Origin of the sequence: Minwuia sp. IMCC3009, assembly GCF_029909415.1 — a bacterium.
Classification (GTDB): domain Bacteria; phylum Pseudomonadota; class Alphaproteobacteria; order Minwuiales; family Minwuiaceae; genus Minwuia.
In genome coordinates this window covers 2,420,388-2,445,526 of sequence record NZ_CP123781.1, presented here as the reverse complement: position 1 = coordinate 2,445,526, position 25,139 = coordinate 2,420,388, and the positions used below count along the sequence as shown (strand labels likewise).

19 protein-coding genes and 1 tRNA gene are annotated in these 25,139 nt (G+C 64.8%); 9 read left to right on the top strand and 11 right to left on the bottom strand.

The window, feature by feature from the left end; genetic code table 11:
- Nucleotides 1-4 precede the first annotated feature (4 nt).
- Nucleotides 5-1,333: an FAD-dependent oxidoreductase gene (locus QGV55_RS11485; RefSeq protein WP_281016674.1), complete on the bottom strand. Its 1,329-nt coding sequence runs from the start codon at nt 1,331-1,333 to the stop codon at nt 5-7.
- A 201-nt stretch (nt 1,334-1,534) separates the two neighbouring features.
- Here QGV55_RS11485 and QGV55_RS11480 point away from each other — a divergent pair, with 201 nt between their 5' ends.
- The gene (locus QGV55_RS11480; RefSeq protein ID WP_281016675.1) at nt 1,535-2,857 is read left to right on the top strand and encodes an efflux RND transporter periplasmic adaptor subunit; all 1,323 of its coding nucleotides are present in this window, start codon (nt 1,535-1,537) and stop codon (nt 2,855-2,857) included.
- On the top strand, nt 2,854-6,015 hold the full coding sequence (locus QGV55_RS11475; RefSeq protein WP_281016676.1) for an efflux RND transporter permease subunit: 3,162 nt from the start codon (nt 2,854-2,856) through the stop codon (nt 6,013-6,015). The genes QGV55_RS11480 and QGV55_RS11475 overlap by 4 nt, the downstream gene beginning before the upstream one ends.
- Before the next feature lie 12 nt (nt 6,016-6,027).
- On the opposite strand, the gene QGV55_RS11470 is transcribed toward QGV55_RS11475, so the two are convergent.
- The 3 genes from QGV55_RS11470 to QGV55_RS11460 form a co-directional block, all read right to left on the bottom strand.
- The gene (locus tag QGV55_RS11470; protein WP_281016677.1) at nt 6,028-7,083 is read right to left on the bottom strand and encodes an LLM class F420-dependent oxidoreductase; all 1,056 of its coding nucleotides are present in this window, start codon (nt 7,081-7,083) and stop codon (nt 6,028-6,030) included.
- Between the two features lie 52 nt (nt 7,084-7,135).
- Nucleotides 7,136-7,915: an SDR family NAD(P)-dependent oxidoreductase gene (locus QGV55_RS11465; RefSeq protein WP_281016678.1), complete on the bottom strand. Its 780-nt coding sequence runs from the start codon at nt 7,913-7,915 to the stop codon at nt 7,136-7,138.
- Nucleotides 7,916-8,234: 319 nt separating this feature from the next.
- Nucleotides 8,235-8,729, bottom strand: coding sequence for a tetratricopeptide repeat protein (locus tag QGV55_RS11460; protein ID WP_281016679.1), 495 nt, complete (start codon nt 8,727-8,729; stop codon nt 8,235-8,237).
- A 329-nt stretch (nt 8,730-9,058) separates the two neighbouring features.
- On the opposite strand from QGV55_RS11460, the gene QGV55_RS11455 reads away from it, so the two are divergent.
- The 4 genes from QGV55_RS11455 to QGV55_RS11440 are packed head-to-tail and all read left to right on the top strand — an operon-like array spanning nt 9,059 to nt 11,408.
- Entirely contained in the window at nt 9,059-9,535 is a 477-nt protein-coding gene (locus tag QGV55_RS11455) for a flavodoxin domain-containing protein (protein WP_281016680.1), read from the top strand.
- A 15-nt stretch (nt 9,536-9,550) separates the two neighbouring features.
- Nucleotides 9,551-10,366: an alpha/beta hydrolase gene (locus tag QGV55_RS11450; protein ID WP_281016681.1), complete on the top strand. Its 816-nt coding sequence runs from the start codon at nt 9,551-9,553 to the stop codon at nt 10,364-10,366.
- 55 nt (nt 10,367-10,421) lie between these two features.
- Nucleotides 10,422-10,715: a hypothetical protein gene (locus QGV55_RS11445; RefSeq protein WP_281016682.1), complete on the top strand. Its 294-nt coding sequence runs from the start codon at nt 10,422-10,424 to the stop codon at nt 10,713-10,715.
- Nucleotides 10,716-10,718: 3 nt separating this feature from the next.
- The gene (locus QGV55_RS11440) at nt 10,719-11,408 is read left to right on the top strand and encodes an NnrU family protein (protein ID WP_281016683.1); all 690 of its coding nucleotides are present in this window, start codon (nt 10,719-10,721) and stop codon (nt 11,406-11,408) included.
- A gap of 110 nt (nt 11,409-11,518) precedes the next feature.
- Here the strand turns inward: QGV55_RS11440 and QGV55_RS11435 are convergent, their stop codons facing one another.
- Together QGV55_RS11435 and rpmE are read right to left on the bottom strand one after the other, a co-directional pair.
- Nucleotides 11,519-11,971 carry an Hsp20 family protein gene (locus tag QGV55_RS11435; protein ID WP_281016684.1) on the bottom strand — a complete coding sequence of 151 codons (453 nt, stop codon included), beginning with the start codon at nt 11,969-11,971 and terminating at the stop codon, nt 11,519-11,521.
- Nucleotides 11,972-12,191: 220 nt separating this feature from the next.
- The gene (gene rpmE / locus QGV55_RS11430) at nt 12,192-12,413 is read right to left on the bottom strand and encodes a 50S ribosomal protein L31 (protein ID WP_281016685.1); all 222 of its coding nucleotides are present in this window, start codon (nt 12,411-12,413) and stop codon (nt 12,192-12,194) included.
- Nucleotides 12,414-12,602: 189 nt separating this feature from the next.
- Here rpmE and QGV55_RS11425 point away from each other — a divergent pair.
- Nucleotides 12,603-12,689 (top strand) — tRNA-Leu (locus tag QGV55_RS11425).
- A gap of 22 nt (nt 12,690-12,711) precedes the next feature.
- On the opposite strand, the gene QGV55_RS11420 is transcribed toward QGV55_RS11425, so the two are convergent.
- Complete coding sequence (locus tag QGV55_RS11420) at nt 12,712-13,527, bottom strand: GNAT family N-acetyltransferase (protein WP_348637612.1); 816 nt, start codon at nt 13,525-13,527, stop codon at nt 12,712-12,714.
- A 427-nt stretch (nt 13,528-13,954) separates the two neighbouring features.
- Here QGV55_RS11420 and QGV55_RS11415 point away from each other — a divergent pair, with 427 nt between their 5' ends.
- Both QGV55_RS11415 and QGV55_RS11410 read left to right on the top strand, forming a co-directional pair.
- Nucleotides 13,955-17,665, top strand: coding sequence for a vitamin B12-dependent ribonucleotide reductase (locus tag QGV55_RS11415; protein WP_281016687.1), 3,711 nt, complete (start codon nt 13,955-13,957; stop codon nt 17,663-17,665).
- 227 nt (nt 17,666-17,892) lie between these two features.
- Nucleotides 17,893-18,699: an enoyl-CoA hydratase-related protein gene (locus QGV55_RS11410; protein ID WP_281016688.1), complete on the top strand. Its 807-nt coding sequence runs from the start codon at nt 17,893-17,895 to the stop codon at nt 18,697-18,699.
- A 13-nt stretch (nt 18,700-18,712) separates the two neighbouring features.
- On the opposite strand, the gene QGV55_RS11405 is transcribed toward QGV55_RS11410, so the two are convergent.
- Genes QGV55_RS11405 through QGV55_RS11390 form a run of 4 tightly spaced genes read right to left on the bottom strand, consistent with a single transcriptional unit; the run spans nt 18,713 to nt 25,114 of the window.
- Complete coding sequence (locus QGV55_RS11405; protein WP_281016689.1) at nt 18,713-19,978, bottom strand: serpin family protein; 1,266 nt, start codon at nt 19,976-19,978, stop codon at nt 18,713-18,715.
- On the bottom strand, nt 19,975-22,668 hold the full coding sequence (locus QGV55_RS11400; protein ID WP_281016690.1) for a trypsin-like serine protease: 2,694 nt from the start codon (nt 22,666-22,668) through the stop codon (nt 19,975-19,977). The genes QGV55_RS11405 and QGV55_RS11400 overlap by 4 nt, the downstream gene beginning before the upstream one ends.
- A complete protein-coding gene (locus tag QGV55_RS11395; RefSeq protein WP_281016691.1) occupies nt 22,665-24,182 on the bottom strand; it encodes a caspase family protein in 1,518 nt (505 codons plus the stop codon). Before QGV55_RS11395 ends, QGV55_RS11400 begins: the two co-directional genes overlap by 4 nt.
- Complete coding sequence (locus tag QGV55_RS11390; protein ID WP_281016692.1) at nt 24,146-25,114, bottom strand: OmpA family protein; 969 nt, start codon at nt 25,112-25,114, stop codon at nt 24,146-24,148. The genes QGV55_RS11395 and QGV55_RS11390 overlap by 37 nt, the downstream gene beginning before the upstream one ends.
- Between the last annotated feature and the right edge of the window lie 25 nt (nt 25,115-25,139).

Below are 25,139 nucleotides of genomic sequence, written 5' to 3'. Positions count from 1 at the left end.
CTGCCTAGGCCCCGTCTGCTTCGCGCCCGCGTTCGCTGACGAAGCCGGCGGTCCAGGGATCATCCTTCGTCAGGGACAGGTTGTCGTCGATGGCGGTCTGCAGGGCGGCCACGTCGATCTGGTGGAATGATCCCGCGCCCACCAGCGCGGCGGCGTTGGCGGCGGCGCGTCCCATGGCGAAACAGGGGCCCATGACCCGCACGCTGGCGAGGGCCGCTGGTTCGGCGTCGATGCAACGCCCGGCCGTGACCACATTGTCCAGTCCCTCGGGCACCATGGCGCCGAAGGGAATCCAGTGCATGTGGTCGTCGGCGAAGACCTCCCAGTGCGTGTCCGCCATTTCCGTATGCAGCTCGATGGGCCAGGAGCAGCGGGCGATGGCATCGTCGGGGCGGTGCCCGGCGCGCACACCATCGACCGTGATGCGGCTGCGGCCCTGAATGGTGCGGGTCTGGCGAATGCCGGGCTGGCCATAGGTCGCGACACGGGCATTGCCGAAGGCTTCCGGAAACTCCGCCTTGAACAGGGCAAGCAGGCCGTCCACCTGCGCCCGGCCCTGCATTCCCGCCCGGGCAAGGCCGACAGGGTCCTGCGGGGTCTCGATATGGGTCATGTTGGCCAGAACCTTGCCCGGCTCCGCCTGCGGGAAAAGGAACCCGTCATGGCGCACCAGGCCGAATTCCGCGCCGCGCGCGCGCATTGCAGCGTGATAGGTCTCCCGCGGCATCTCGTTGACGATATCGGTATCCACGCCTTCGAACACCGCCATGATCGTGCCGTGAATGTCCGTGTCGGACTGGTTCAGGTCCAGACCGGCCAGCCAGGAGAGCACCGCGTCGCCCGACGCATCGACGAAGCTCTGGGCCTCGATCACCATGTCGCCCCAGCGTGTCGCGAGCTGCAGGGTGCTGATGCGGCGGTCGTTCTTCTCCACCCCGCGCAGCACTGCGCCGGTGACCGGCATGACGTCGGTTTCAAGAATCTGCCGCTCCACCCAGCGCATCCAACCGTTGATGGCATAGTCGACGATCAGCGTATTGCGGGCCCGGCGGGCGGTGGCCTGGCCGTTGGCTGTCATCTCTTCCAGCAAGGGGTCCATCACGCCATGCGTGACGCGACCCGGCGCAGGTCCGTTGGCATAGAGGCCGCAGATGGTGCCGATGGCGGAGTTCACGGCCTGTCCGCCGATCTGTGGTGCGGCATCTACAAGGACGACCGACTGACCCAGTGCACGGGCCTCCAGCGCCGCAGACAGGCCCGCAGCCCCCGACCCGATGACGCAAAGGTCGGCGGTCAGCTTCTGCTGTTGCGACATGCGTCGCACGGTTTGCATGCCTGGATGCTGCACCTGTTTCTCCCGATCCCGGATTGCTTTCGAACCTGTACCAGAGTGGCGGCTGGGCTGTACCGAATGCAAGGCAGTCATCTCGCCACGGTATTGTGACCAGTTGTAACCGTGCATACCGGTCGCGTTGTGGCGTCGGCCCCGGCACTCTATATCCTTGACGCAAACGTCAGCAGGACAGGGCAGTTCATGGCAAGCATCAAGATCAGGCGCCCGCGCGGCCAATTCGCCGTCAATCTTGCGGGCTTTGGCGCGCTGCTGGTGGTTGCGGTGCTGATTGCCGTGCTTCTCGTGGCGACCCGGACCCGCCTGGAGCCCACCGAACCGGTGGAGCGGGTCTGGAATGTTGAGACGCTGATCGTGGCGCGCCACGATCACCAGCCGCACATGAAGGTCTTCGGTGAACTGGCCGCAGGGCGCAGCAGCGAGATGCGGGCGCTGGTGCAGGGTGAGATCGCCGCAGTTGGTGACTATTTCCGCAATGGCGCGGCGGTCGCCAAGGGCGACCTGCTGATCGAGATCGACCGCTTCGAGTACGAGGCGGCGATTGCCGAGCTGAAGGCGACCATTTCCGAAACGCGGGCCCGTATCGCGGAAGCCGAGGCCAATAGGGACTCGGAAACAATTTCCCTGTCCCAGGACAAGGAAATGCTGGTCCTGCTGCAGCGTGACCTGGACCGGACCACGGAACTGCATGGTCGCGGCAACATCTCCGACAAGTCGCTGGACCAGGCCAAGATCGAGCTGACGCGGCAGCGCCAGACGGTGGCGCGGCGGGAGGCAGCAGTCAAAAGCAACGATGCACGCGTCGTCCAGCAGCGCGCGGCGCTGCAACGCCTGGGCATCGAACTGGAGCGGGCGGAGCGGGACCTGGAGCGGACCCGCCTGGTTGCGCCGTTCGATGGCTTCCTGTCGGAGGTCAATGCCCAGCTGGGACAGCGTGTGAGCGTCAATGACAGGATCGCGCGGCTGGTCGGCGCGGCGCAGCTGGAGGCGCGCGGACATCTGTCGGATGCCCAGTATGGCCGCCTGCTTGCGGACGGCGGTCTGGATGGTCGGCTGGCGAAGGTCGTCTGGACCGTGGGGGAGCGGAAGCTTGCCTATGATGCCGTCATCGCCCGCATCACGGCAGAGATCAGGCCTGAAACCGGCGGCGTGACCTTCTACGCATTGCTAGCGGCTGACGGGCTGGACCTGCCGATCCGTCCGGGGGCGTTCGTGAGCATCGAGCTGCCCGACAGGCGGTTTCCCGATTCCATCCGCATCCCTTCCGTGGCGCTGCACGACGAGAACCATGTCTTTGTCGTCGGGCCTGATGACCGGCTGGAGCGTCGCGCGGTGACACCGCTGGCCCGTGCCGACAATGACGTCATCGTCACGGGGGAACTGAACGACGGAGACACCATCGTCCTGACACGGTTCAACGAGATCGGGCCGGGCGTCCTGGTCCGGAGCGCGGACATGGAATCGGACAAGGCAGACCCGGTGCCGACAAAGGTTTCCAGCCGATGAACCCCGCCGATCTGGTCCGGATCTTCGTCCGGCATCCCAACGCAGCCAATCTGCTGATGGCCCTGATGCTGATAGCCGGGCTGTTCAGCCTGCAGAAGCTCAATACCCAGTTCTTTCCCGATACCGGCCTCGACTTCATCACCATCACCGTCGCCTGGCCCGGTGCGAGTGCGGAGGATGCGGATTCCAGCATCGTCTCCGCGATCGAGCCGGAGGTCCGCTTCATTGACGGCGTGAAGGAGGTCAACAGCTACTCCCAGGAAGGATCCGGGGTGGTTGTTGTCGAGTTCCAGGCCGGTTCGGACATGCAGTCCGCCCTGTCGAACGTGGATGCGGCGGTATCCGGCATCACCACCCTGCCCGAGGATGCAGAGGAGCCGCTGATCAAGCGCGCCATCCGCTACGATCTGATCTCTCGCATCTCGATCTCCGGTCCGGTGTCCGAAGCGACACTGAAGGCGCTGGCCAAGCACGTCCGGGACGGGCTGCTGGACCGCGGCATCGACCTGGTGAACTTCTTCGGCAAGCGCGACGAGGAGATCCATGTGGATGTCCCGCCGTCGTCCCTGCGCCGCCTCGACCTGACACTTGGCGATCTCTCCAAGCAGATCAGCGACACGTCGGTCGACCTGCCGTCCGGTGATCTGAGCGGCACCTCGGAGAAGCAGCTGCGCTCCCTCGGGGAACTGAAGCGCGCCGACGAAGTGGCGGGGATCGAGGTCGCGTCTGCTCCCAACGGAGAGAAGATCTTCCTGCGTGACGTGGCCCAGGTGCGCGAGAGCTTTGACAGCCGCCAGCCGGTCGGAGGGCGGGGAGAGAATCCGGCAATCGAGATGATCGTGCAGCGGTCGCTGACCACGGATGCGCTGGAGGCAGCAGCCATCGTCAACGCCTATCTGGAGGAGATAAGGGGCGTCCTGCCACCCAACATCGAGATCAGGCAGTACGACATACAGGCGTCCCTGATCTCCGACCGCATCAACCTGCTGCTGCGCAACGGTCTCAGCGGCCTGGTGCTGGTGCTGATCGTGCTTTTCGTCTTCCTGTCGGGGCGCATCGCCTTCTGGGTGGCGATGGGCATTCCGGTGGCGATCCTTGCCACCGGGGCAGTGATGCTCTGGAGCGGCCAGAGCATCAACATGGTCAGTCTGTTCGCCCTGATCATGACGCTGGGCATCATTGTCGATGATGCGATTGTCGTTGGTGAACATGCCGCGCATCTGCGCCAGCAGGGCATGAGCGCCGTGGACGCGGCGGAGGCGGGGGCGCTGCGCATGCTTGCGCCCGTGACAGCCGCCGCGCTGACCACCATCGCCGCCTTCATGCCCCTGTTTGCCATCGGCGACGTGATCGGGCAGATCATCGTGGCCATCCCGCTTGTGGTTGTGGCGGTGCTGGTGGCCAGTCTGATCGAATGTTTCTTCGTGCTGCCCGGTCATCTGCGTGGTGCGATGCGGGCCGAACCCGGTTCCGGAAACAGTCGCTACGAGAGCTTCCGGCTCTGGTTCGATACCCGCTTCAACCAGCTTCGCGACGGTCGGTTCCGGCGCGCTGTCGTCGCGGCGCTGGACTACCGCTATGTCACCATCGGCGCCATCCTTGCGGCCCTGATCATCAGCCTGGGCATTCTGGCCAGTGGCCGGGTCGGTTTCGTGTTCTTCCCCAATCCCGAGTCCGACACGATAGACGCGAATATCGAGATGGCGGCCGGCACACCGCGGGAGAACCTGCAGGACGCGCTGCTGGAACTGGAACGGGCGCTGGCCCGGGCCGAGAAGCGGGTGGCGTCGGAGACCAGCGATATCGTGGTCATGAGTTTCCAGCGTCTCGGGCAGAGTCAGGGGCGATCCTTCGAGCGTGTTTCCGGCGATCATCTGGGCGGGATGCAGGTCGAACTGGTGGCGTCCGATTACCGCAATGTCCGCACCAACGAGTTCATCGAGATCTGGCGCGAGGAGATCCCGCGCATCTCCGGCGTACGGCGGATCACGTTGCAGGAGCGGGCCGGCGGACCGCCGGGCCGGGAACTGGACATCCGGTTCCGTGGTGACGATATCGCGGAACTGAAACTCGCTGCCGAGGAACTGAAACTTGAACTGCAGCGCTTCGATGGCCTGTCGGATATCGAGGATGACCTGCCCTTCGGCAAGCAGGAGCTGATCCTGGAACTGACCCCACGCGGACGCGCGCTGGGCTTCACGACCGACAGTGTGGCCCGCCAGGTCCGCAATGCCTTCGAAGGTGCGATTGCGAAACGGTTTCCACGCGACGATGAGGAAGTGACGATCCGGGTGCAGTTGCCGGAGGCGGAGGCGACAGAGGCCGCTGTCCGCAACCTGTATCTGCGCAGTCCCTCAGGGGCGGAAACTCCGCTGGAAGGAGTTGTCTCCTTCAGGGAGGACGCCGGTTTCGCCCGCATCCGCCGCAAGGACGGCCGGCGGGAAGTCGCGATCTTCGCGGAGATCGACGAGACCGTGACCAAGCCGGGAGCCATCATCACCGCCCTGTCGGACGGGCGGGTACAGGCCATCGCGCAGCGCTACAATCTGTCCTTCCGCTTTGCGGGCAAGGCCGAGGAACAGGCGCAGACCCTGGGCGACATGAAGACCGGCGCCATGGTCGGGCTGTCCGCGATCTACATCATCCTTGCCTGGGTCTTCGCGTCCTATTCAAGACCTGTCATTGTCATGTCGATCATACCCTTCGGTCTGATCGGTGCCGTGACGGGGCACCTGATCCTCGGCTATGACATCACGATCCTGTCGCTTGTCGCCCTGATTGGTCTGGCCGGAATCCTGGTCAACAATTCCATCATCCTGGTGTCCACGATCGATGAGCGGGTGAAGGATGGCCAGACCGTCATGGAAGCCATTGTCGACGGCGCCTGTGACCGATTGCGGGCGGTGACACTCACCTCCATCACCACCATCGTCGGTCTGATCCCGCTGCTGTTCGAGACCAGCCTGCAGGCACAGTTCCTGATCCCCATGGCCGTGACCATCGTCTTCGGCCTGGCCACGGCCTCGGTGCTGGTGCTGTTCGTGGTCCCGGCGCTGCTGGGCATGCTGGAGGACATCTCCGCGTTCAGGACGCGGATCGTGAGGGGCTGGCGCACGCTTGGCGACGACCGGGACCTGTACGGGGACCGCGCCGACTGACTGACCGGGCGGTCAGCGCGGCTGGTTCAGCCGCGCGACCTCCGCCATCAGATCGACGACCGAATCCTGCTGGGTGCGGACCAGGCCGGTGGTGGCACCGGATTCCTCCCAGGCACCGAACCGCTCCCGGATCCGTTTCGCCGGACCGACCAGGCTCTTCGCGTCCACCCATTCGTCCGGCACCGCGGCGGTTGCCTCATCCTTGCGGCCCGCCAGATAGAGTTCCTGGATGCGTTCGGCAGCGTCGCCATAGCCGCGCCGGATCATCATTTCCTTGTGGTAGTTCTTGTTCTTGTGGCCCATGCCGCCGACGTAGAGCGCGACCTCCGGTTTCAGGCGGTCGAGAGCCGCCTGCACATCGTCATCCATCTCCACGTGGATCATGGCCTCCACCTCGAAGTTGTCCCAGCTCTTCTCCTCACCGCGCTTGCGCGCCCGCTCGAAGCCCTGTTCGATCCATCCCGCATATTCGTGCATCGTGCCCGGCGTGAAGCCGAGCGGCAGCCAGCCGTCGCAGATGTCGCCGCACAGGCGGACGGTCTGCTCATTCCCGGCGCCGAGGTAGATCGGAATGTCGGGGTTCATGTGCAGGATCGACTTCAGCGGCTTGCCGACACCCAGCGCACCGTCCCCGGTGTAGGGCAACTGGATCTGCTTGCCGTCATGGGTCACGGGCTCTTCCCGGCGGAAGACCTTGCGCATGATCTCGACATAGTCCTTCAGCCAGTAATAGGGGCTGCCCCAGGGACGGCCATACCAGCCCTCCACGATCTGCGGCCCGGAGACGCCCAGTCCGGCGATGAAACGTCCGCCGCCCGCCATGGCATCGACCGTCGCCGCGCACATGGCCGCGTTCGACGGCGTGCGGGCGGAGACCTGCATGATGGCGGTGCCGAGCTTGATCCGCTCCGTCTTCGCGGCGAGGAAGGCGAGGGGGGTCACGGCGTCGGAGCCATAGGCTTCCGCCGTCCACACCGAGTGGTAGCCGAGCTTCTCTGCCCGCTGCACACGCTCCACCGGCAAGTCCATCTGGCCGCCGGAATAGCCGATCATCAGTCCGAGTTTCATTGTTCTTCCTCCCCCGAGTTCATTGTGCCGCCGTGGCCGTGCACGGCTGTTGTCAGCCCATCCGCATGCCGCCGGAAATAGTGATCGTCTGCCCCGTCATGCCGTCGGATTCACTGCAGCCGAGGTAGACTGCCAGATGCGCGATCTCCACCGGTTGCAGCATGCGCCCGATCGGCACCCGGTCCACCAGCGCCTTCTGCATGGCCTCCGGCGTGATGCCGTTCAGTTCGGCATGGACGGAGAACTGGTCGATCATGTCCGTCTCGACGAAGCCGGGACAGATGGCATTGATGGTGATGTGGTCCCGGGCATGTTCCAGTGCGGCACAGCGGGTCATGCCGACAACGGCATGCTTGGAGGTGTTGTAGATGCCCTGGTTCATCGACTCCCACTTTCCGGCGGTGGAGGCGACGTTGACGATCTTTCCCCGGCCCGCGGCCTTCATGTGGCGCAGGGCGAACTGCATCGCATGGAACACGCTGTAGGTATTCACCTGCATGACCGTGTCGAAATCCTCGGGCGTGTAATCGACGAAGCGGGCCGCCTTGTAGATCCCGGCATTGTTGACCAGCACGTCCATGCCGCCGATCCGGTCGATGCAGGCGGCGATCATGCCTTCGACGGCATCCCTGTCGCTGACATCCGCTGCATGTATCTCGACCTTGCCGCCATGCTGGAGCGCGGCATCCCGCGTCGCCTCCAGTTGCTTCAGACCTGTGGCGACAAGGAACAGGTCGGCACCTTCGCGCGCATATTCTTCGGCAATGGCGCGCCCGATGCCCCGGCTGGCCCCGGTGATCAACGCCCGGCGTCCTTCAAGTCGCTTGCCCATCGCATCCTCCCCCTGATGTGTCGCCCGAGTTTAGGCCTGAATCGGTCCGGTTCCACCCCATCGGGTTGCATGGCTCCAATCAGCGGCGGGACGGATGGACAGGGCGGCTTCATCCACCCCGATCTCGCCTGTTGCGCGCCGTTGCAATGGCAGCTTGTTGTATTATCGCACTGGTCCCAGAGAAACGCGCCTGACCGAAACAAGAAAACCCGACATATCCATGAGGACATGCCGGGTTTTCCCGAAAACGTTTCAAAACCAGACGGTCAGTCGGTTGCCAGTTGCAAATTGCAGTTGGCCGCCGAGTGGCGTAGGGGCGTCAGGAGCCCTCGTAGGCGTCGACAATCTTCTCCAGGCGACGCTTGCCGGCCTGCAGCTGGCCCGGGCGCATGGTTTCGGCCAGGGCGTCACGCTGCGCGGCAGCTTCCTTGTCACCACGGTCGGCCGCAATCTGGAGGATCGCCCAGGCCTGCACCGGGTCCTGCGGCTTGCCGCGACCGTCGGCGAACATCTTTGCCAGCTTCTTCATGGCACCCTTGTGGCCCGCGCGTGCAGCGGTCTGGAACCAGTCAGCGGCCTTGGCCATGGCCTGCGCGTCTTCCTTGGCAGTGCCTTCCCCGGCTTCGAACATCAGGGCGGCACGATAGACAGCCTCCACATCGCCATTGCCGCCAGCCTTCACGAATTCCTGCAGCGCCTCGTTGAACTTGCCCTGTTCGTAGAGTGCCTCGCCTTCGTCATAGCCGGCATGGGCCATGCTGCCCATCATCAGTGCGGTCGCGAAGGTCGCGCCAAAAGCAATCTTGCGGAACATCTGGTCTACTCCTCGGTTCGTTTACGCCAGGGGATTCTATCGCCCCATGTCTCGCTGACCCCCGGCCAACACAAGTCCCCGCCAGGCGGGGTGTTGCAATCCGTGCAGCAAGGAATGGGCCAATTTTGTTAATGAAGGCTTTAGAGTCGCCGGAGAAGCGAATTTCATCCCTTTTCGATCCTTGTTCCGGTTGCGTCAGGGGCCCCGGCTGCGGGGCCTGAAGAGGCGGCGTTCCCGCCGCTTCGGCCATGGCCGGGGGCTGGATCAGCCTCCCTGTTTGGTCTATACGATCCGCTTTCAGCGTGCTGTCGGTCAAACGAGGGGAAGCCATGTCCGCATCGATCAATATTCTTGTCGGATCGATGACCGGTACAGCCGAGATGGTCGCCGAGGACATGCAGGCAAAGATCGAGGAGGTCAGTGATCATCCTGTCGAGATGATGCTGATGGATGATCTGGACGCCAGCGTGTTCGATCGGGACGGTGTGTTCCTGATCGTCACCTCCACCTACGGACAGGGCGAGGTGCCGGACAATGCGCTGGATTTCTACGAAGCCATCGATGAATCAGCGCCTGACCTGTCGGGTGTGCGGTTCGGCGTCTTCGGTCTGGGCGATTCCACCTACGGCGAGACCTACAATTTCGGTGGCAAGCTGTTCGAGGATCTGCTGACCCGGTGCGGTGCCCGTATCATCGGTGAACGGTCACAGCACAATGCCAATGGTGCGGAATTGCCGGAGGAAGCGGGGGTGGTGTGGATCCAGGAATGGATCCGCCTGATCGACGACACGGACGTTGCCGCCTGACGGGCGGTGCTGACCATGACGGATGCACCATCCTATGCACAGTTGAGCCAGGGCAGGATCGAGTATCGCTGGTTCGGCCACCGGGATCGGACCCCGACCCTGGTGCTGCTGCATGAGGGGCTGGGCTGCGTCGACCTCTGGCGAGCCTTCCCCGACGAACTGGCGGCGCGCACGGGCTGTGGTGTGCTCGCCTACAGCCGCTACGGCTATGGCCGTTCGGCACCCTGCGCCTTGCCGCGTCCGATCAGCTACATGCACGACGATGCCCGCACGGTGCTGCCGGAACTGCTGCGGCACCTGGACATCGGGGACCATGTCCTGATCGGCCATTCGGACGGTGGCTCCATTGCGCTGATCAACGCCGGGGCCTCCGCCGCACCGGGCCTGCGCGGCGTGGTCACGATGGCGGCGCATATCTTCATCGAGGATGTGAGCGTCCGTTCCATCGCCGCCGCAAGTGAGGCCTTTGCAACCGGACGCCTGCGGCAGGCGCTGGAGCGTTACCACGGTACGAATGTGGACTGTGCCTTCCGTGGATGGGCGGATTCCTGGCTCAATCCCGAATTCCTGCACTGGAATCTGGAAGAATTCCTGCCGACGATCCGTGTGCCCTGTCTGGTGATGCAGGGGGAGACGGACGCCTATGGCACGGCGGCCCAGGTCGAGGGGATCGTCGCCGGTGTCGGTTCCGGTGCCGGTATCGGGGGCAGGGCGGAGGCGCTGATGCTGACCGATTGCGGCCACGCACCGCATCAGGACCAGCCGCAGGCCACGCTGAATGCCATCGGCGCATTTGTCGCCGGAATTTCCGACGAAAGTGATCCAGAATGATCGCGTTCTCGATTATCCTCCCGTGATGGCCGGGGATTCTTCAAGAACGATCATCATGGACAGGAATGTGCCGACTGCGGCGCAACTGCGGTATCTCGCGCGTGGGCTGACCCAGCCCGGCGGGAAGCTGCCCCTGTTCGACGAGGACGGGCAGATGGTGCCGGTCGATGTGGTGCGCACCTGCATCGCGCGGGGGCTTGCGGCACCCTGGTTCGACAATCCCATCAAGCCGGACTGGATCGTATGCCGCCTGACCGAGAAGGGAAGGCGGCTCACCGGCATCACGGGCGGATATCAGACGGCGGCGGACCTGCCTGAGGCACGGCTGGCCGCCAACGACGCGGGGTAGGACATGACCGGAACCACGACCCATCTGATTCTGGCGATGGCCGTCTTCCTGATCATCCACATCGTGCCCTCAAGCGCCCTGCGCGGGCGGCTGGTGGCCATCATGGGACAGGGCGGCTATCTCGCCTTCTATTCCATCCTGTCGCTTGCCGGCATCGTCTGGGTGGTGATGGCCTTCAACGCCGCGGCGTTCAGCGGGTACCTATGGTATCTGCCCTATGTGATGAACTACGTGGCCGCAGTGCTGATCCTGCTCGGTTTCTTCCTGTTCATCGGCGGGCAGACGCAGCCCAATCCGGCTTCCGTCGGCCAGTCCGTGGCGGCGGACGATGATCCGGCGCGTGGTTTCATGCGGATCACGCGACATCCGTTCCTGGTCTCCGTCGTGCTCTGGGGTACAGCCCACATTCTGGTGCGCGGGGACTACAATGCCCTGATCTTCTTCGGCGGATTTCTGGTGCTCGCGGCGGCGGGGACGTTGCTGATCGATGCAAAGCGGCGCAAGGCCGACCCCGAAGGCTGGGCCCGCTACAGCGCCGTGACCTCAATCATCCCGTTTCTCGCCATCCTGCAGGGGCGCAACCGGCTTGTGGTCCGGGAGCTCGGCTGGTGGCGGCTGCTGCTGGCCGTGGTCGTCTTCATCGGCTTCCTGCACCTGCACCCGATCATCATGGGTGTCGATCCGCTGCCCTGAGCGACGCACTGTCCTGATCCGGAAAGTGAGAGGCCCGCGCTGGAGTTTCCGACGCGGGCCTCTTTCTTGTTCAGTTGGTTATCGCCGTTTCCTCAGCGATGACCTGCGGTTCAGGCGGCCTGGGAAAGCTGCTTCTGGCCGGAACCGATGGCGATCTCGCGGGGCTTCTCGGCCTCCGGGATCTCGTTCACCAGCTCGATGTGCAGCAGACCGTTCACCAGGTCGGCGCCGACCACCTTCACGGTGTCCGCCAGATGGAAGCGGCGGGTGAAGGCGCGACGGGCAATGCCGCGGTGCAGGAACGCGGTGCCTTCATCGGCAGCGACTTCCTCGGCCTTGCCGGAGATGGTCAGGCTGCGGCCTTCCTGATTGATTTCGAGCTCGTTCTCGCCGTAGCCGGCCACCGCCAGGCTGATGCGGTACTTGTCCTCCGCGTGGCGCACGATGTCGTATGCGGGGAAGGACTGGCTGTCGGCGGCGTTGAAGGCCGTGTCGAAGAGCCGGTCGAAACGGTCGAAGCCAACCGTGTTGCGAAGCAGGGGTGAGAGATCAAACGTACGCATGGCACATCCTCCTTGAAGCAATGTGAGTCTCGCGAGTCCCGGATGGGCAAACGCGATTTCCGATCACGATCGCCCCGCCAGGCGGCGACGACCGAGTCCATATCTTGGTGCCCACAAGGCTGGTTCAAGGGGGAGGATGGCCAAAAAAATGCCCCCGCCGCGCAGGGCGGCAGAGGCATCCTTGTATCCGGCATGCGGCGGGTCGAACCCGCCGGGCAGATCACTTCAGTCCGAAGCCCGCATACTTGCTGCGGAACTTGGCGACCTGGCCCTTGTCCATCAGACGCTGCGTGCCGCCGGTCCAGGCGGCATGGGTGGACGGATCGATGTCCAGCACCAGCGTGTCACCGGCGCTGCCCCAGGTAGAGCGCGTCTGGTAGGTATCGCCACTGGGCAGCTGCACCGTGATCTCGTGATAGTCGGGATGAATGTCCGCTTTCATGGCTCTCGTCCGCTCGTCTGGGGGCCGCACCGCGCAAGCGCGCAGACTGGCCCGTGAATGTCTCAGGAAGGCGGCTGTATAACGAAGGTGCGTCGTGCCCGCAAGCCTATAGCGACCACCGATACTCCCGCTCCGATGTCACTTGATCAAAGTGGCGCGGCATCTATGATCCGCCAGCCTTCTGGAAATGCCCCAGTGGCGGAATCGGTAGACGCGGTAGACTCAAAATCTGCTTCCGGTAACGGAGTGCCCGTTCGAGTCGGGCCTGGGGCACCAGAGGGAAATTTCCTTCGATATTTCATAGCATTGTCGTGTTTTTCTGATCCAATTCCCTCACCATCTCGAGCTGGTCGAGGAAGTGCGTTCCGCCCATGTGGGCCACGAACCGGGTAAACGCGCTGTCCGATGCATCGGCGTTCAGGATCCGCAGCGGGCGCCCCGTTACACATTTTTGCAGGCTCTGAACCAGTGCCTTTCCCAGGCCGTTCCGTCGGCACGCCGGATGCACCGCGACCTGTGCAATGACGCCCGGTGTGCGCAACAGCACGGCGTAGCCTGACAGCTCTCCCTGCTCATGATGTGTGGCGCAAACGGCTGAATCACCTGCGGCAAGGATGGATTCATCGTCGTGCTGCCAACTCGGCTCCCAGTCCCGCACCTGTCTGGCTGACAGCATCACATCCTGCCATGACCGGTCGACGGCAACGGTGGCTGGTGCCGGATCCTCGTCGGTGTCGTCAGGGGGGACCAGGGTGAAACAGCCGAGCCGCCTTCGTTCGGTGAAGCCAAGAGACCGGTAAAGGGACAGTGCGGGCGCGTTGTCGCTGATCACCTCGAGCTGCATGCTGGTCATGCCGGCTTCGGTGATCGCGGCAATGCAGCGTGCACCCAGCATGCGCGACAGGCCCCGACGCCGGTGTTCCGGGGTGCAGCCGCTGGTGATCGGGTAAGCCGACCTGTCGCGACGTCCGACGAACCAGAAGGCGGCGACCTTGTCTCCGGCAAGCACGACCCGCGACAGGTCGGGGTCGAATGATCGCTGGTCAAGCATGTTCATGAACCCGTCCAGATCGGACTTCATGGGGACCGGATAGTCGGCGAAGGCGGCCAGCATGGCCCGATGCAGATCCTCCGGCCGCTGATCCGCGGCGGTTGCGAATACTGGGGACACTTGCTGGGCCTTCCATGCTGGGTGAGGGGCCGGGCTGTGCGGCTGATCTCCTTCGGTGACTGTGTCCTGCTGGTACCACGTGACGCCATATGTGGTGTGCGAAGATTGTTGCCGGAATATGCCAAGCCCGGAAACCCGCCGTTCGCGCCACCTGACGCCCCCTGCATGTAGATTTCGGCCTGCCCAAAGGCACCAGATATTGTGATTTCCGATTGACGGGAATGGGCCATGGAACGCAATATGTTGTGGTTGTTGCGGGCGCGGACAGGGCTGCGGCGCAACAGATAGTACATGATTCAAAAACACGGCTACGCGCCAACCCGCGAATCGGAGAGAGTGTTCCGGTTTGCGGGAACAGAGGGGAAGACCAATGCGCATTGAGCGGCGTTTCACGAAGGACGGGGCGGATGCCTACGACGCCATCGAGTTCCGGACGACGACCAGCGAGATCCGGAATCCGGACGGCTCGGTCGTCTTCCGTCTGGACCGCATGAATGTGCCGAAGGCATGGAGCCAGGTGGCGTCTGACGTGCTGGCGCAGAAGTACTTCCGCAAGGCTGGCGTCCCCGCGCGACTGAAGCCGCATGCGGAGGATGATGTGCCCGTCTGGCTGCAGCGCCGTGTCCCCGATGAGGAGGCGCTGGCCGAACTGCCGAAGTCGGAGCGTGTCACCGGCGAAAGTGATGCACGGCAGGTTTTCGACCGGCTCGCCGGCACCTGGACCTACTGGGGCTGGAAGGGCGGCTACTTCGATGCGGAAAAGGACGCCCGCGCCTATTACGACGAGATGCGCTACATGCTCGCGAAGCAGATGGCGGCCCCGAACTCCCCGCAGTGGTTCAACACCGGCCTGCACTGGGCCTATGGCATCGATGGCCCGGCGCAGGGCCACTACTATGTCGATTTCCGTACCGGCGAGCTGACCGAGTCGCAGACTGCCTACGAACATCCGCAGCCCCATGCCTGCTTCATCCAGTCCGTCAGCGATGACCTGGTGAACGAGGGCGGGATCATGGACCTGTGGGTGCGTGAGGCGCGGCTGTTCAAGTATGGCTCCGGCACCGGCACCAACTTCTCCGCCCTGCGTGGCGCGAACGAGCCGCTGTCCGGCGGGGGCCGCTCGTCCGGCCTGATGAGCTTCCTGAAGATCGGTGACCGTGCCGCAGGTGCGATCAAGTCCGGTGGCACCACCCGCCGGGCCGCGAAGATGGTGACCATCGACCTCGACCATCCGGACATCGAGGAATACATCATGTGGAAGGTCGTGGAGGAGCAGAAGGTCGCGGCCCTCGTCTCCGGCTCCACCCTGGCCAACCGCCACCTGAATGCGATCATCGGTGCCTGCTGGGTCGATACCTTTGCGCCCGACGACGACCGTCGTCTGGATCCGAAGGAGAACAGCGCCCTGAAGACCGAGATCATCGCCGCGCGCAAGGCCGTGATCCCGGAGAACTATATCCAGCGTGTGATCCAGTTCGCCGGGCAGGGCTATCGCCACATCGATATCCCGGTCTACGACAAGGACTGGGATTCGGACGCCTACCTGACCGTTTCCGGCCAGAACTCCAACAATTCCGTGCGCGTGCCGAACGCCTTCCTGGATGCCGTGGAGCGCGGTGGCGACTGGGAGCTGAAGTTCCGCACCGACGAGAAGTCGGGCAAGCGCGTCAACGCGGCGGAACTGTGGGAGAAGGTCTGCTACGCCGCATGGGCCTCCGCCGATCCGGGCGTGCAGTTCGACACCACCATCAATGACTGGCACACCTGCCCGGAGGATGGCCGCATCAATGCGTCCAATCCGTGCTCCGAGTACATGTTCCTGGACGACACGGCCTGCAATCTGGCCTCCCTGAACCTGATGACCTTCCGCAAGGCCGACGCCAGCTTCGATATCGAGGCCTTCGAGCATGCGGTGCGGCTCTGGACGGTGACGCTGGAAGTCTCCGTCATGATGGCGCAGTTCCCGTCGAAGGAGATTGCGGAACTCAGCTATCGCTTCCGCACGCTGGGTCTCGGCTTTGCCAACATCGGCGGCCTGCTGATGGCACAGGGGCTGGGCTATGACTCGGACGAGGGGCGGGCGCTTTGCGGTGCCATCACCTCCCTGATGACCGGTGTGTCCTATGCGACGTCCGCCGAGATGGCGGGCGAACTGGGGGCCTTCCCCGGCTATGCGAAGAACGCGAAGCACATGCTGCGGGTGATCCGCAATCATGCCCGTGCTGCCGAAGGCAAGCAGGACGGCTATGAGGAACTGTCGATCAAGCCGGTGCCGCTGGATGTGCGGTCCTGCCCGGATCAGGCGCTGGTCAAGGCCGGACAGCGGTCCTGGCAGCGGGCGCTCGACCTGGGTGAGAACCATGGCTTCCGCAACGCGCAGGCCAGTGTCATTGCCCCGACGGGTACCATCGGCCTGGTGATGGATTGCGACACCACCGGCATCGAACCGGATTTCGCCATCGTGAAGTTCAAGAAGCTGGCCGGCGGCGGCTACTTCAAGATCATCAACCGCACGGTGCCGGAGGCGCTGACGAAGCTCGGCTATACCGACAGCCAGCGGGATGCGATCATCAACTATGCCGTTGGCCATGCCACGCTGGACGGCGCACCGTTCATCAATACCGAGACCCTGAAGGCACGTGGCTTCTCCGACTTCCAGCTCGAACAGCTCGAAGACGGAATCAAGAGCGCCTTCGACATCCGTTTCGCCTTCAACCGCTACACCCTGGGTGAGGACTTCTGCCTGCGGGTACTGGGTTTTGAACCGGAACAGCTCGACGACCTGAACTTCGACATGCTCGCGGGCATGGGTTTCAGCAAGTCCGAGATCGAGGCGGCCAATACCTACGTCTGCGGCGCCATGACCGTGGAGGGTGCGCCGCACCTGAAGGACGAGCACCTGATCGTCTTCGACTGCGCCAACCCCTGTGGCCGTATCGGCAAGCGCTACCTGTCCGCCGAGAGCCACATCCGGATGCTGGCGGCATCGCAGCCCTTCATCTCGGGTGCGATCTCCAAGACGATCAACATGCCGAACAGCGCCAAGGTGGCGGACTGCGAGCAGGCCTACATGCTGTCCTGGCGTCTGGGTCTGAAGGCCAATGCGCTCTATCGCGATGGGTCCAAGCTGTCCCAGCCGCTCAACGCCGTGGCACTGGACGAGGAAGGCGAGACGCTGGAAGAGGCCGTGGCCGAAGCCTCGCTGACCGAAAAGGCGCAGATCGTGGCGGAACGGATCATCGAGAAGATCGTCGTTCGCGAACGGGACCGCCTGCCCAGCCGTCGCAAGGGCTACACCCAGAAGGCCCTGGTCGGGGGACACAAGGTCTACCTGCGGACCGGCGAGTTCGACGATGGCCGCATCGGCGAGATCTTCATCGACATGCACAAGGAAGGCGCCGCCTTCCGCAGCCTGATGAACAATTTCGCCATCGCGATCTCCATCGGCCTGCAGTACGGCGTGCCGCTGGAGGAATATGTGGAGGCCTTCACCTTCACCCGCTTCGAGCCGAACGGCATCGTGCAGGGCAACGACGCGATCAAGAACGCGACGTCGATCCTCGACTACATCTTCCGGGAACTGGCGGTCAGCTATCTTGGCCGCAACGACCTGGCGCATGTGGAACCGAGCGACCTGCGCGCCGATGCCATCGGTGACGGCGCCGACGAAGGCAATCTGCCTGACCTGACCAAGGGCGAGGAAGAGGTCCGCGCCGCCGATGCGGCCCTGACCCATGCGATGGGTCTGGCGTCCACCGGTTACGTCCGCTCCAACCTCTATGTCCTGAACCCGGAGAAGCGTCAGGCTGCGGCCCAGACGCTGGAGGAAACCGCGACCGTAATGCGGTCCGCCGGGGGGACTTCGGGCGGGGCAACCGTCAGCCAGACCGTGGCCTATTCCGAGACCAAGACGGTCAGCGCCTCCAGTGGAGCCGGCAACGGCCGCGCCAAGCAGGTCGCGGAAGCCCGGATGAAGGGCTACGAAGGCGACTCCTGCGACGATTGCGGCAACTTCACCCTGGTCCGCAACGGCACCTGCATGAAGTGCGACACCTGCGGCGCGACGACCGGCTGTTCCTGACAACAGCCAGTCCGGACGAAACGGAAAAGGCCCGGCGGAGACAATCCGCCGGGCCTTTTTCGTGTTCGGTCCATTGCGCGGCAAGCCGCACTGACCGCTTGTCTTGCGTCCGACAGGACATTCAGGGTTTTGACCGCATTACCATCTCGATGATTGCCGTTGCGGGGGGCTAGACTGGCCGCTGGAACGGCGTGATTTCGCGACAGACGGAAGGGGAGACCGCAGCGATGACCGAGACCAATGATGAAGTGCTCTATGACGTGGCCGACCATGTCGCGACGATCACGCTCAACTGCCCGGACCGGATGAACACCATCTCCCGTCCGATGCTGGAGAGTATTTCGGCGCTGCTGCTGCAGGCGCGCGACGACACGGACGTCCGGGTGATCGTGCTGACAGGGACCGGGCGGGCGTTCTGTGCCGGGCTGGACCTGCGCCGGGACGCGAGTGGCGGCAGCCGGGGCATCCTGGAACCGAATGCACCGGTCAGGACAACCATCGACCTGCGCAATACGCCGCCCACCGTGCTGCATGAAATCGACAAGCCGACCATCTGCGTGCTGAACGGGTCTGCTGCCGGATACGGGTTCGACATGGCGCTCGGGTGCGATATCCGCGTGATGTCCGACAGCGCCAAGCTCTCGGCCGCCTTCACCAAGCGCGGGATCGTGCCGGAGTCCGGCGGAACCTGGCTGCTGCCCCGGATGCTCGGCTGGGCGAAGGCGTCGGAACTGATCTTCTCCGGTCGGACTCTCGATGCGCAGCAGAGTCTGGATCTTGGTCTGGTTAGCAGCATTCACCCGGCCGACAAGGTGGCGGAGGCGGGCGCGGCCCTTGCCGCCGAGATCGCGGCCAACGCACCGCTGGCCGTGCAGGCGTCGAAGCGGATGATGCGCATGGGTCTGGACGAGGGCTTCAGCGACCACGTCCACCACGTCTATCTGCAACTGCTGCCGCTCATGCAGACGGAGGACCAGAAGGAAGGCATGGCCGCCTTCATGGAGAAGCGCGAGGCGGTGTTCCGGGGCAGATAGCCTGTCGGCCTTCCTATTCGTCGGTGCCCGACGCGTCGCCCGGCCGGTTGATCATGCCGATCAGCAGGGGCAGCCCGGTCGTCTGTTCCCGGATCATCAGCACGAAGGGCCGGTCGAAGTTCAGTTCCACCGGCTCTGCACCGGCACGGGTGCCGATGGCGATCGTCGCTGCCGCCACTTTCGATCCCTTCTCGTCGACGGTCAGCGCGACCTGCTGGCGTATCGGGCCGGGACGCGTTGCCGGTGTCAGCATGGATGAACCCAGCAGGGGATCGTCGAGCACGTCGCCCAGCCGCGCCTGATGAAGCAACTGATCCAGACTGGCCGTTGCGTCCAGTTTCATGCGGGGCAGTCGCAGTGTGAGCGAATGGGAGTCGGTTGCGGCCACAGGGACGGTCAGGCCGCCAACGGTCTCGCAGGCCATCCTGCCGAAGCTGCCGAGTTCGAACGCCGTCGGCTGCACCAGCACCGCCTCGAAGCGCCCGTCGCCATAGGGCAGGGTCAGCCAGTCACCATGGGCGTCACGGCGATGCGGCAGGACCTGCCGGCGCGACTGCATCATCGCCACTTCCGTGGCCAGGGGTGTTCCCGATGCGAAGGCGGCGCGGCGCGTTTCCTCCGGGTCGAAGGGCGTGCTCCAGGCACCGCTGAAGGCAAGTACATCGGCCATCAGAATGGTCGTTTCGGCGGGGATGTCGGTGATGGCCTCCGCGATCATGCCGTCCGTCCGGTCACTGATCCATGCGTTGATCCGGTCGGTGGTGGCCGGGTCGGCAGGGTCCATGGCCTGCAGGCCGGCCCCGGCATGCAGGGCGAAGTAGGTGCGGGGTTCGTGGTTCCTGTCGTGCCAGATTCCGGTCGCCAGTCGCAGGGTCACATCGGGAGAGGCGTCCGCAGATAGCCGCGCCCGGTCCAGGCTGACGCCGAATGCCAGCGACCCGCCCAGGAATTCCGGCCAGGCCAGCAATGCCGCAATCTTCTGGCGGACGGGCAGGGGACTGCCCGCACCGATCATGGCCAGTATCCGGCCCGCTCCGGTCGGGGCGATCAGCACGTTCCGGTCCGGAGCGGTCTGCAGTGCTGCGCTGGCCAGACAGAAGCCGAGCCGCTCCAGCCCCACCGCGACGCGGCGCGCCGGATCCAGGGCGTCGAGCTGTCCGGAGCTGCTGTCGGCCGCTGCGGGGACGGTGGCCGCCAGGCCGCCAAGTACCCCGGCGGTTGCCAGTCCGAGAAGGAGCCTCCGAACCTTGCGCATGTTGCCGCCCCGTTCCCTGGTCATTGGACAATCTCATATTCAACCGCATGCATCGTCCAGTCGGGCAGACGCATGGCAAAGCCGTCCCGTTGCGGCTGACGCAGACCCGCGGCAACGTCGGAGAGATAGGCGCGCAGGTCCTTGATGGTCTCCAGGTCGCTATGGCGGTCCAGCACCTTCGCCACTTCCGATTCCGGATCGGCGAGGATGGCCACCAGTCGACCCTGACCCAGCGGCGGACCCGCCACGAAGTCATAGCCGTCAGCGAGCTTCGGGAACGTCATCGTCTCGCCCGCGTCGATGCGCGATGTCTGTCCGGCGGCAACAGCCAGCCTGTTCGGGAAGATCTGCACCATCTGACCATCGGAGCGGACGTCGATCACGAACAGGCGCCCCTCCCGCCGGGCGGTCACCGACAGTCGAATCCGGTCGCCAACCTTCACGGTGCTGGTCGGCGTCACTTCCAGATGGACGACACTCTTCCGCGGCTTCTTCGGGCCATCGACGACGGTCTCCTCCGGCGCACCCTCCGGACGTGGCGGACGGACGGAAGGGTTCGGTTCAGGTCTGGCCGACGGCGGTGGCACCGCGGCTGCCGCAACCTGCTGCGGTGCCGATGCGTCTGCCGTGGCGGCCAACGCGACCGGCGCCGGTTCCGTCTGGCCGACCGGTGCTGATGGTGTGCCGGTGGCCGATTCCAGGATGGCACGGTGGACCGGGCGTCTGGAGATGACGTCGGTAAGGTATGCCTCCGATGCCGCCTCCAGCGTGGGGGTCAGCCCGATTCCGCATGATCCGGGATTCTGCTTGCAATAGCTGCCCGCGCGCTGCCTCAGGTGATCCAGCAGCTCGGCGTGCGAGACAATCCCGTCCCCGTCCGCGTCAGCCGCCCTGTTCCGCAACCCCTCGACAAAGGCTGAGGTGAAGACACCGCCCGGCGGCGAGGCGCTGCGGTCGACCAGGGCGAGCTCCCGCTCGGAGACCGCTGTCCAGACAACCAGATTGTCGTTGCGCAGATCGATCAGGTCGTTGGCATTGGTCCGGGTACGCATGGAACTGCGCGGCAGCGGCTTGAAGGTGCCGCCCAGCCGGAAATCCAGGGAACGCGCATTGGCCGTGTCGGGCACGTTCGCGGCGAGATTCCGGGTGACGGAGCCCGAGAAACAGGAATCGAAGATCGCCGTCACCCGCCTGTCCGCGATCGCACGCAGCAGGACGCCGATGTCGTCGTCCACGATGACGCGCATGACAGCGGGGCGGATCAGGTCACGGGCCCGAAAGCGGTTGGCATCGTAGGGCACAATGGCTTCATCGATCGCGTCGGCCTCGTCGCCGTTCAGGTCCTGCTGGTGAAAGCCGTGTCCGGCGAAATAGAGCAGTGCCAGGTCATCGGGCCGGGTCTGGGCCGTCAGCCACTGCTCGAAAGCCAGATGAATGTTGGCCCGTGTCGCCTGGGAATCGGTCAGGACCATGATCTGGTCCTCCGTGAAGCTGCCATCGGCCAGCAGCAGGGCACGGATGCGCTCCACATCGGCGACGCTGCCGGTCAGGTCGAAGTCGTCATCCCAGTAGTCGTCGATGCCGATCAGCAGGGCGCGATTGCCTGCCGGGCGCTGGGGAATGTCGAGGGTGGCCAGATTCGGCGGTGGCAGGCGCGGGGAAACCGGCGCCAGGATCGTGCCGATGTTCATGGCGCTGCCGGTAGGAGCCGTGGCCGGGCTGTCAGGCGTGTCACCAGCGCCGGTCGGCGCCTGGGCAGCAGCCTGAGGCAGCACAACGACTGAATCGGAAGAGACCAGCGCCGACTCGAGGACGGGCGGCGCTGCCGCGGCCACCATCTGGGGATCATTCTCGAAACCGGTGAGGGTCGCGATGCTGAGGCGCGTTCGTTCCGCAATCCAGTCGAGGTAGCTGGTGATCCGGGTATAGACGCCATAGCGTCCGGCAACGGCGCAGCCCGCGCCCCAGCTGACGATGCCCAACTGCACGAAATCACCGTTCCCGTCCCGCACCAGCAACGGCCCGCCGCTGTCGCCCTGGCAGGTATCGCGCCCGCCTTCGTCCAGTCCGGCGCAGATCATGCCGGGCTGGAGATAGGTGCCGTAGACCTGCTTGCACTTGTCGTAGCCCTGCAGTGGCACGCTGGTTTCCAGCAGTCGGCCCGATGCGCCGCCGCCTTCCTCCACGGCGCCGAATCCGATCACGAGGCCCGGCGTGTCCTGTACGCCCAGCACCTCTTCGTCCGCAGGTGCCATCAGGCGCACCGGCACGAACGGCAGCGGCTCCGCCAGCCGGAGCAGGGATACGTCGTTCGGGTGATTGATGGCTGATCCGTCGTAGTCCGGGTGAACGTGTATCTCCCTGACGCCGACGATGACGCCGTGTCCCTCCTCCAGCTGCGTTGTGCCGGCGAGGACACGGATGCTGTTCGGCCTGTCGGCGACGGCATGGGTGCAATGGGCGGCAGTCAGGATCCAGTCGGCCGAGATGATGGTGGCACCGCAGGTATAGCGGAGGCCGGCGCGGTTGATGTTCAGCAACACCTGCCAGGGACGTGCGCCCGACTGGACCTCGTGGCCGCCGATGATGCGGGCAACCGGTTTGGGGGGCTCTTCGGCGGTGACATGCGGCGACAGCAGCATGGCAAGAAAGCCGAGAACAAGGCCGAGGCCCAGGGTCCTTCGTGGCGGCAAGGCTGTCTTCGGTCGGTTCATTGGCTTGCTCCCCCACCGGCGGCAGAGACGATTGGCAGGACGGCCACCCGGAAGTCGCGCCGCTCCAGCAGTGCGCTGACACGGGTCGCCATGTCTGGGTCAAAGGGCCGCCCGTCCCAGTCCCTGAAGGTCTGATACAGGTCCTGCGCCGGTTCCGCTGTCGCGATGATCACCACGCTGTCGGTTCCGAATGGTCCCAGGATCGCGAGGTCATCCAGCAATCCCCCCGGCCGGTCGGACTGACCACGCGCTTCCGGATAAAGCATCTGCACCGTCCCGTGTCCGGTGATGTTGGCGATGAGACGGTGGGGCAGTTCCGCGTCTCCGATCCGGATCGAAAAGCGCTGTCCAAAGGACCACAGACCGTGATCCGGCACCGTCCGGGCATCCAGGGGACTGTGTCGGGCCAGCAGATGCAGCCGGTCAATGGCCAGTCGGCTCTGCGTGATCTGTCCGGCCATGCCGACCGTCGCCTGTTCTGCAACCAGATCACCTCTTGCGGAGAAGGCATGCCGCCGCGTCGGCTCGATCGAGATCGTCCGGTTCAGCGGGATCGGGAGTGCGACGTGGTCTCCGCCTGCGCTGCCCCGGCTGAAGAAGAGGGTCGATTTCGGTGCGAAGCGATAGTGAATGCCTGGCCGCGCCGCGCCATCCGTGACCTGGCGCATTGTCGCGCGGATGTGGCGGTCCAGTTCGCCGGCGGTAATGCGTGCGTTGCCATCGCGATCCGCCGCGCCCCGGATTGCCTGGGCGAAGGCATGGCTGAGTGCGCCGCGCGTCGTTGTGGTCGCACTGTGGGTGCCATCCGTCAGCTCGAACGTCGGTGCCGCGTGATCCGGTTCCGCGGTCGCCTGCAGGACCATGGTGCGCGGCGGCATCTGCTCCAGTCCCGACAGTGACGAGGCCCGATAGACTTCCGCGAGTGCTGCAAATCCGGCGGATGACTCGGGCCACCGGCGTACCGCCTGCACCGGAAGTCCTCTCGCTTGCGGCGCGCTGCCTGGACTGCTCGCCGGTCGGCGGGGCGCATCGACATAGCCCGTGTCGAGCAACAGCATGGCGAGGGCGCCCCTTGCCGCAATGTCGGAGGCCCACAGTGCAAGCTCTCCGTCCCGGATCCCGGTGGTGAGGTCGCCATCGCCCATCCGCAGGACCTCGTCCAACTGGTCGGGCTCGCTGCCCAGCGCCTGTTCCGGCTGCTGGCCGCCCGCCCCTGCATAGGAAAAGAAGATCAGGTCGCCCGCTGCGGCACGGGACTGCAGCATTGCAAGTTCCCGGCGCACGGGACCTGGTCTTGCGTCAGGGCCGGTCAGGACCGTGATGTCGCTGCCGTGTACATGCCGCAGTGCGTCTGCGAGTTCGGCGGCATCGCGTTCCGCGCCCGGCGCGTCCAGTTCGACCGCCACCACAAGCGCGCGCAGTTCAGCCTGGCCCGGGGCGGAAATCAGCAAGGCCAGCAGGGTAACGGGTACGAGTATCAGCCGCCGCATGTGGCCGTGGCCAAGCCGACGCATATCTCCACCCGTCGATCAAGCCGCCACTGATCCTCCAGCGGCAGGGCATTCCGGCCGTCAATCGGGAAGGGCTGGCTCTCGCCGCGTCCGATCGCCGTGACATTGCCGGAAAATCCGGCCTCCCTGATCTTCTCCGCGATTGCCGCGGCCCTGCGCTCCGAAAGGGCCTCGTTGTAGCCCTCTTCGCCGCGCTCGTCGGCGTGTCCGACGACCGTGACGATATCCGGATTCTCGTTCAGCAGCCGCTCGACCAGTTGCGAGACGGTCTTCTCCCCATCATCCGTCAGTTCCGTCGAGTCGGTTTCGAACGCGATCGGCTCCCGCCGGACGGTCGGATTGAATCCGCGCACGGAGCCGAGCGCATACCCGCCCTTTCGCTGCGTGGCGGGGTCGAGGTCGACGGGGACATGGGTGGGGGAGAGCAGGCGCGCTTCCTCCATCTTCTGATGGATCATGCGCACGAAGCCGGGGCCCGGATCAAAGTCCTGCCAGCTCTGGCCGGTGTCCGCGAGCAATGTCATCGCGCGCTGGTAGGCCATGGCCGCCGCCGCGTAATGGCCTGCCGCACGGTAGCCGTCGCCCAGCGCCTCCAGCACCAGGGGCTGCGGCACGTCGAGCTGCAGCGCCGCCAGTTCGGGTGGTGCCGCGGCCTTGTGAATGTCGGCAGGCGGGTTGCCGGCAATTCCTGCGGTCGCGACCCGTGCCACAGCCACCCGGATCCAGTTCCGGAATCCCGGCGGGCAGGGGGCAACGGTTGCTGTTCTGGACATCTGTCTCAGGGATTGCAGGTCACCCCGCGTGAAGGCCTGCGTGGCGGCATCGGCGTCGGGGCAATCGTCGGCCTGTGCCGCCGAGGTTCCGACTGCGAGCAGAACCGGCACCGCGACGAGTGCGGACAGGCAGGTTCCGAAGGCATGGCGACTGGCTCTCATTCCAGCATTTCCCAGTACATGGTCC

What these genes read in the sequence shown, in the direction of transcription:
- QGV55_RS11420 (WP_348637612.1), bottom strand. Translation starts at nt 13,527, where the DNA reads ATGCTGGCCGCCTTCGCCGACTATCCGGTCCCCATGAAGTCCGATCTG.
- QGV55_RS11485 (WP_281016674.1), bottom strand. Translation starts at nt 1,333, where the DNA reads ATGCAAACCGTGCGACGCATGTCGCAACAGCAGAAGCTGACCGCCGAC.
- QGV55_RS11390 (WP_281016692.1), bottom strand. Translation starts at nt 25,114, where the DNA reads ATGAGAGCCAGTCGCCATGCCTTCGGAACCTGCCTGTCCGCACTCGTC.
- QGV55_RS11395 (WP_281016691.1), bottom strand. Translation starts at nt 24,182, where the DNA reads ATGCGTCGGCTTGGCCACGGCCACATGCGGCGGCTGATACTCGTACCC.
- QGV55_RS11470 (WP_281016677.1), bottom strand. Translation starts at nt 7,083, where the DNA reads ATGAAACTCGGACTGATGATCGGCTATTCCGGCGGCCAGATGGACTTG.
- QGV55_RS11455 (WP_281016680.1), top strand. Translation starts at nt 9,059, where the DNA reads ATGTCCGCATCGATCAATATTCTTGTCGGATCGATGACCGGTACAGCC.
- QGV55_RS11480 (WP_281016675.1), top strand. Translation starts at nt 1,535, where the DNA reads ATGGCAAGCATCAAGATCAGGCGCCCGCGCGGCCAATTCGCCGTCAAT.
- QGV55_RS11445 (WP_281016682.1), top strand. Translation starts at nt 10,422, where the DNA reads ATGGACAGGAATGTGCCGACTGCGGCGCAACTGCGGTATCTCGCGCGT.
- QGV55_RS11415 (WP_281016687.1), top strand. Translation starts at nt 13,955, where the DNA reads ATGCGCATTGAGCGGCGTTTCACGAAGGACGGGGCGGATGCCTACGAC.
- QGV55_RS11460 (WP_281016679.1), bottom strand. Translation starts at nt 8,729, where the DNA reads ATGTTCCGCAAGATTGCTTTTGGCGCGACCTTCGCGACCGCACTGATG.
- rpmE (WP_281016685.1), bottom strand. Translation starts at nt 12,413, where the DNA reads ATGAAAGCGGACATTCATCCCGACTATCACGAGATCACGGTGCAGCTG.
- QGV55_RS11465 (WP_281016678.1), bottom strand. Translation starts at nt 7,915, where the DNA reads ATGGGCAAGCGACTTGAAGGACGCCGGGCGTTGATCACCGGGGCCAGC.
- QGV55_RS11405 (WP_281016689.1), bottom strand. Translation starts at nt 19,978, where the DNA reads ATGACCAGGGAACGGGGCGGCAACATGCGCAAGGTTCGGAGGCTCCTT.
- QGV55_RS11410 (WP_281016688.1), top strand. Translation starts at nt 17,893, where the DNA reads ATGACCGAGACCAATGATGAAGTGCTCTATGACGTGGCCGACCATGTC.
- QGV55_RS11440 (WP_281016683.1), top strand. Translation starts at nt 10,719, where the DNA reads ATGACCGGAACCACGACCCATCTGATTCTGGCGATGGCCGTCTTCCTG.
- QGV55_RS11450 (WP_281016681.1), top strand. Translation starts at nt 9,551, where the DNA reads ATGACGGATGCACCATCCTATGCACAGTTGAGCCAGGGCAGGATCGAG.
- QGV55_RS11435 (WP_281016684.1), bottom strand. Translation starts at nt 11,971, where the DNA reads ATGCGTACGTTTGATCTCTCACCCCTGCTTCGCAACACGGTTGGCTTC.
- QGV55_RS11475 (WP_281016676.1), top strand. Translation starts at nt 2,854, where the DNA reads ATGAACCCCGCCGATCTGGTCCGGATCTTCGTCCGGCATCCCAACGCA.
- QGV55_RS11400 (WP_281016690.1), bottom strand. Translation starts at nt 22,668, where the DNA reads ATGAACCGACCGAAGACAGCCTTGCCGCCACGAAGGACCCTGGGCCTC.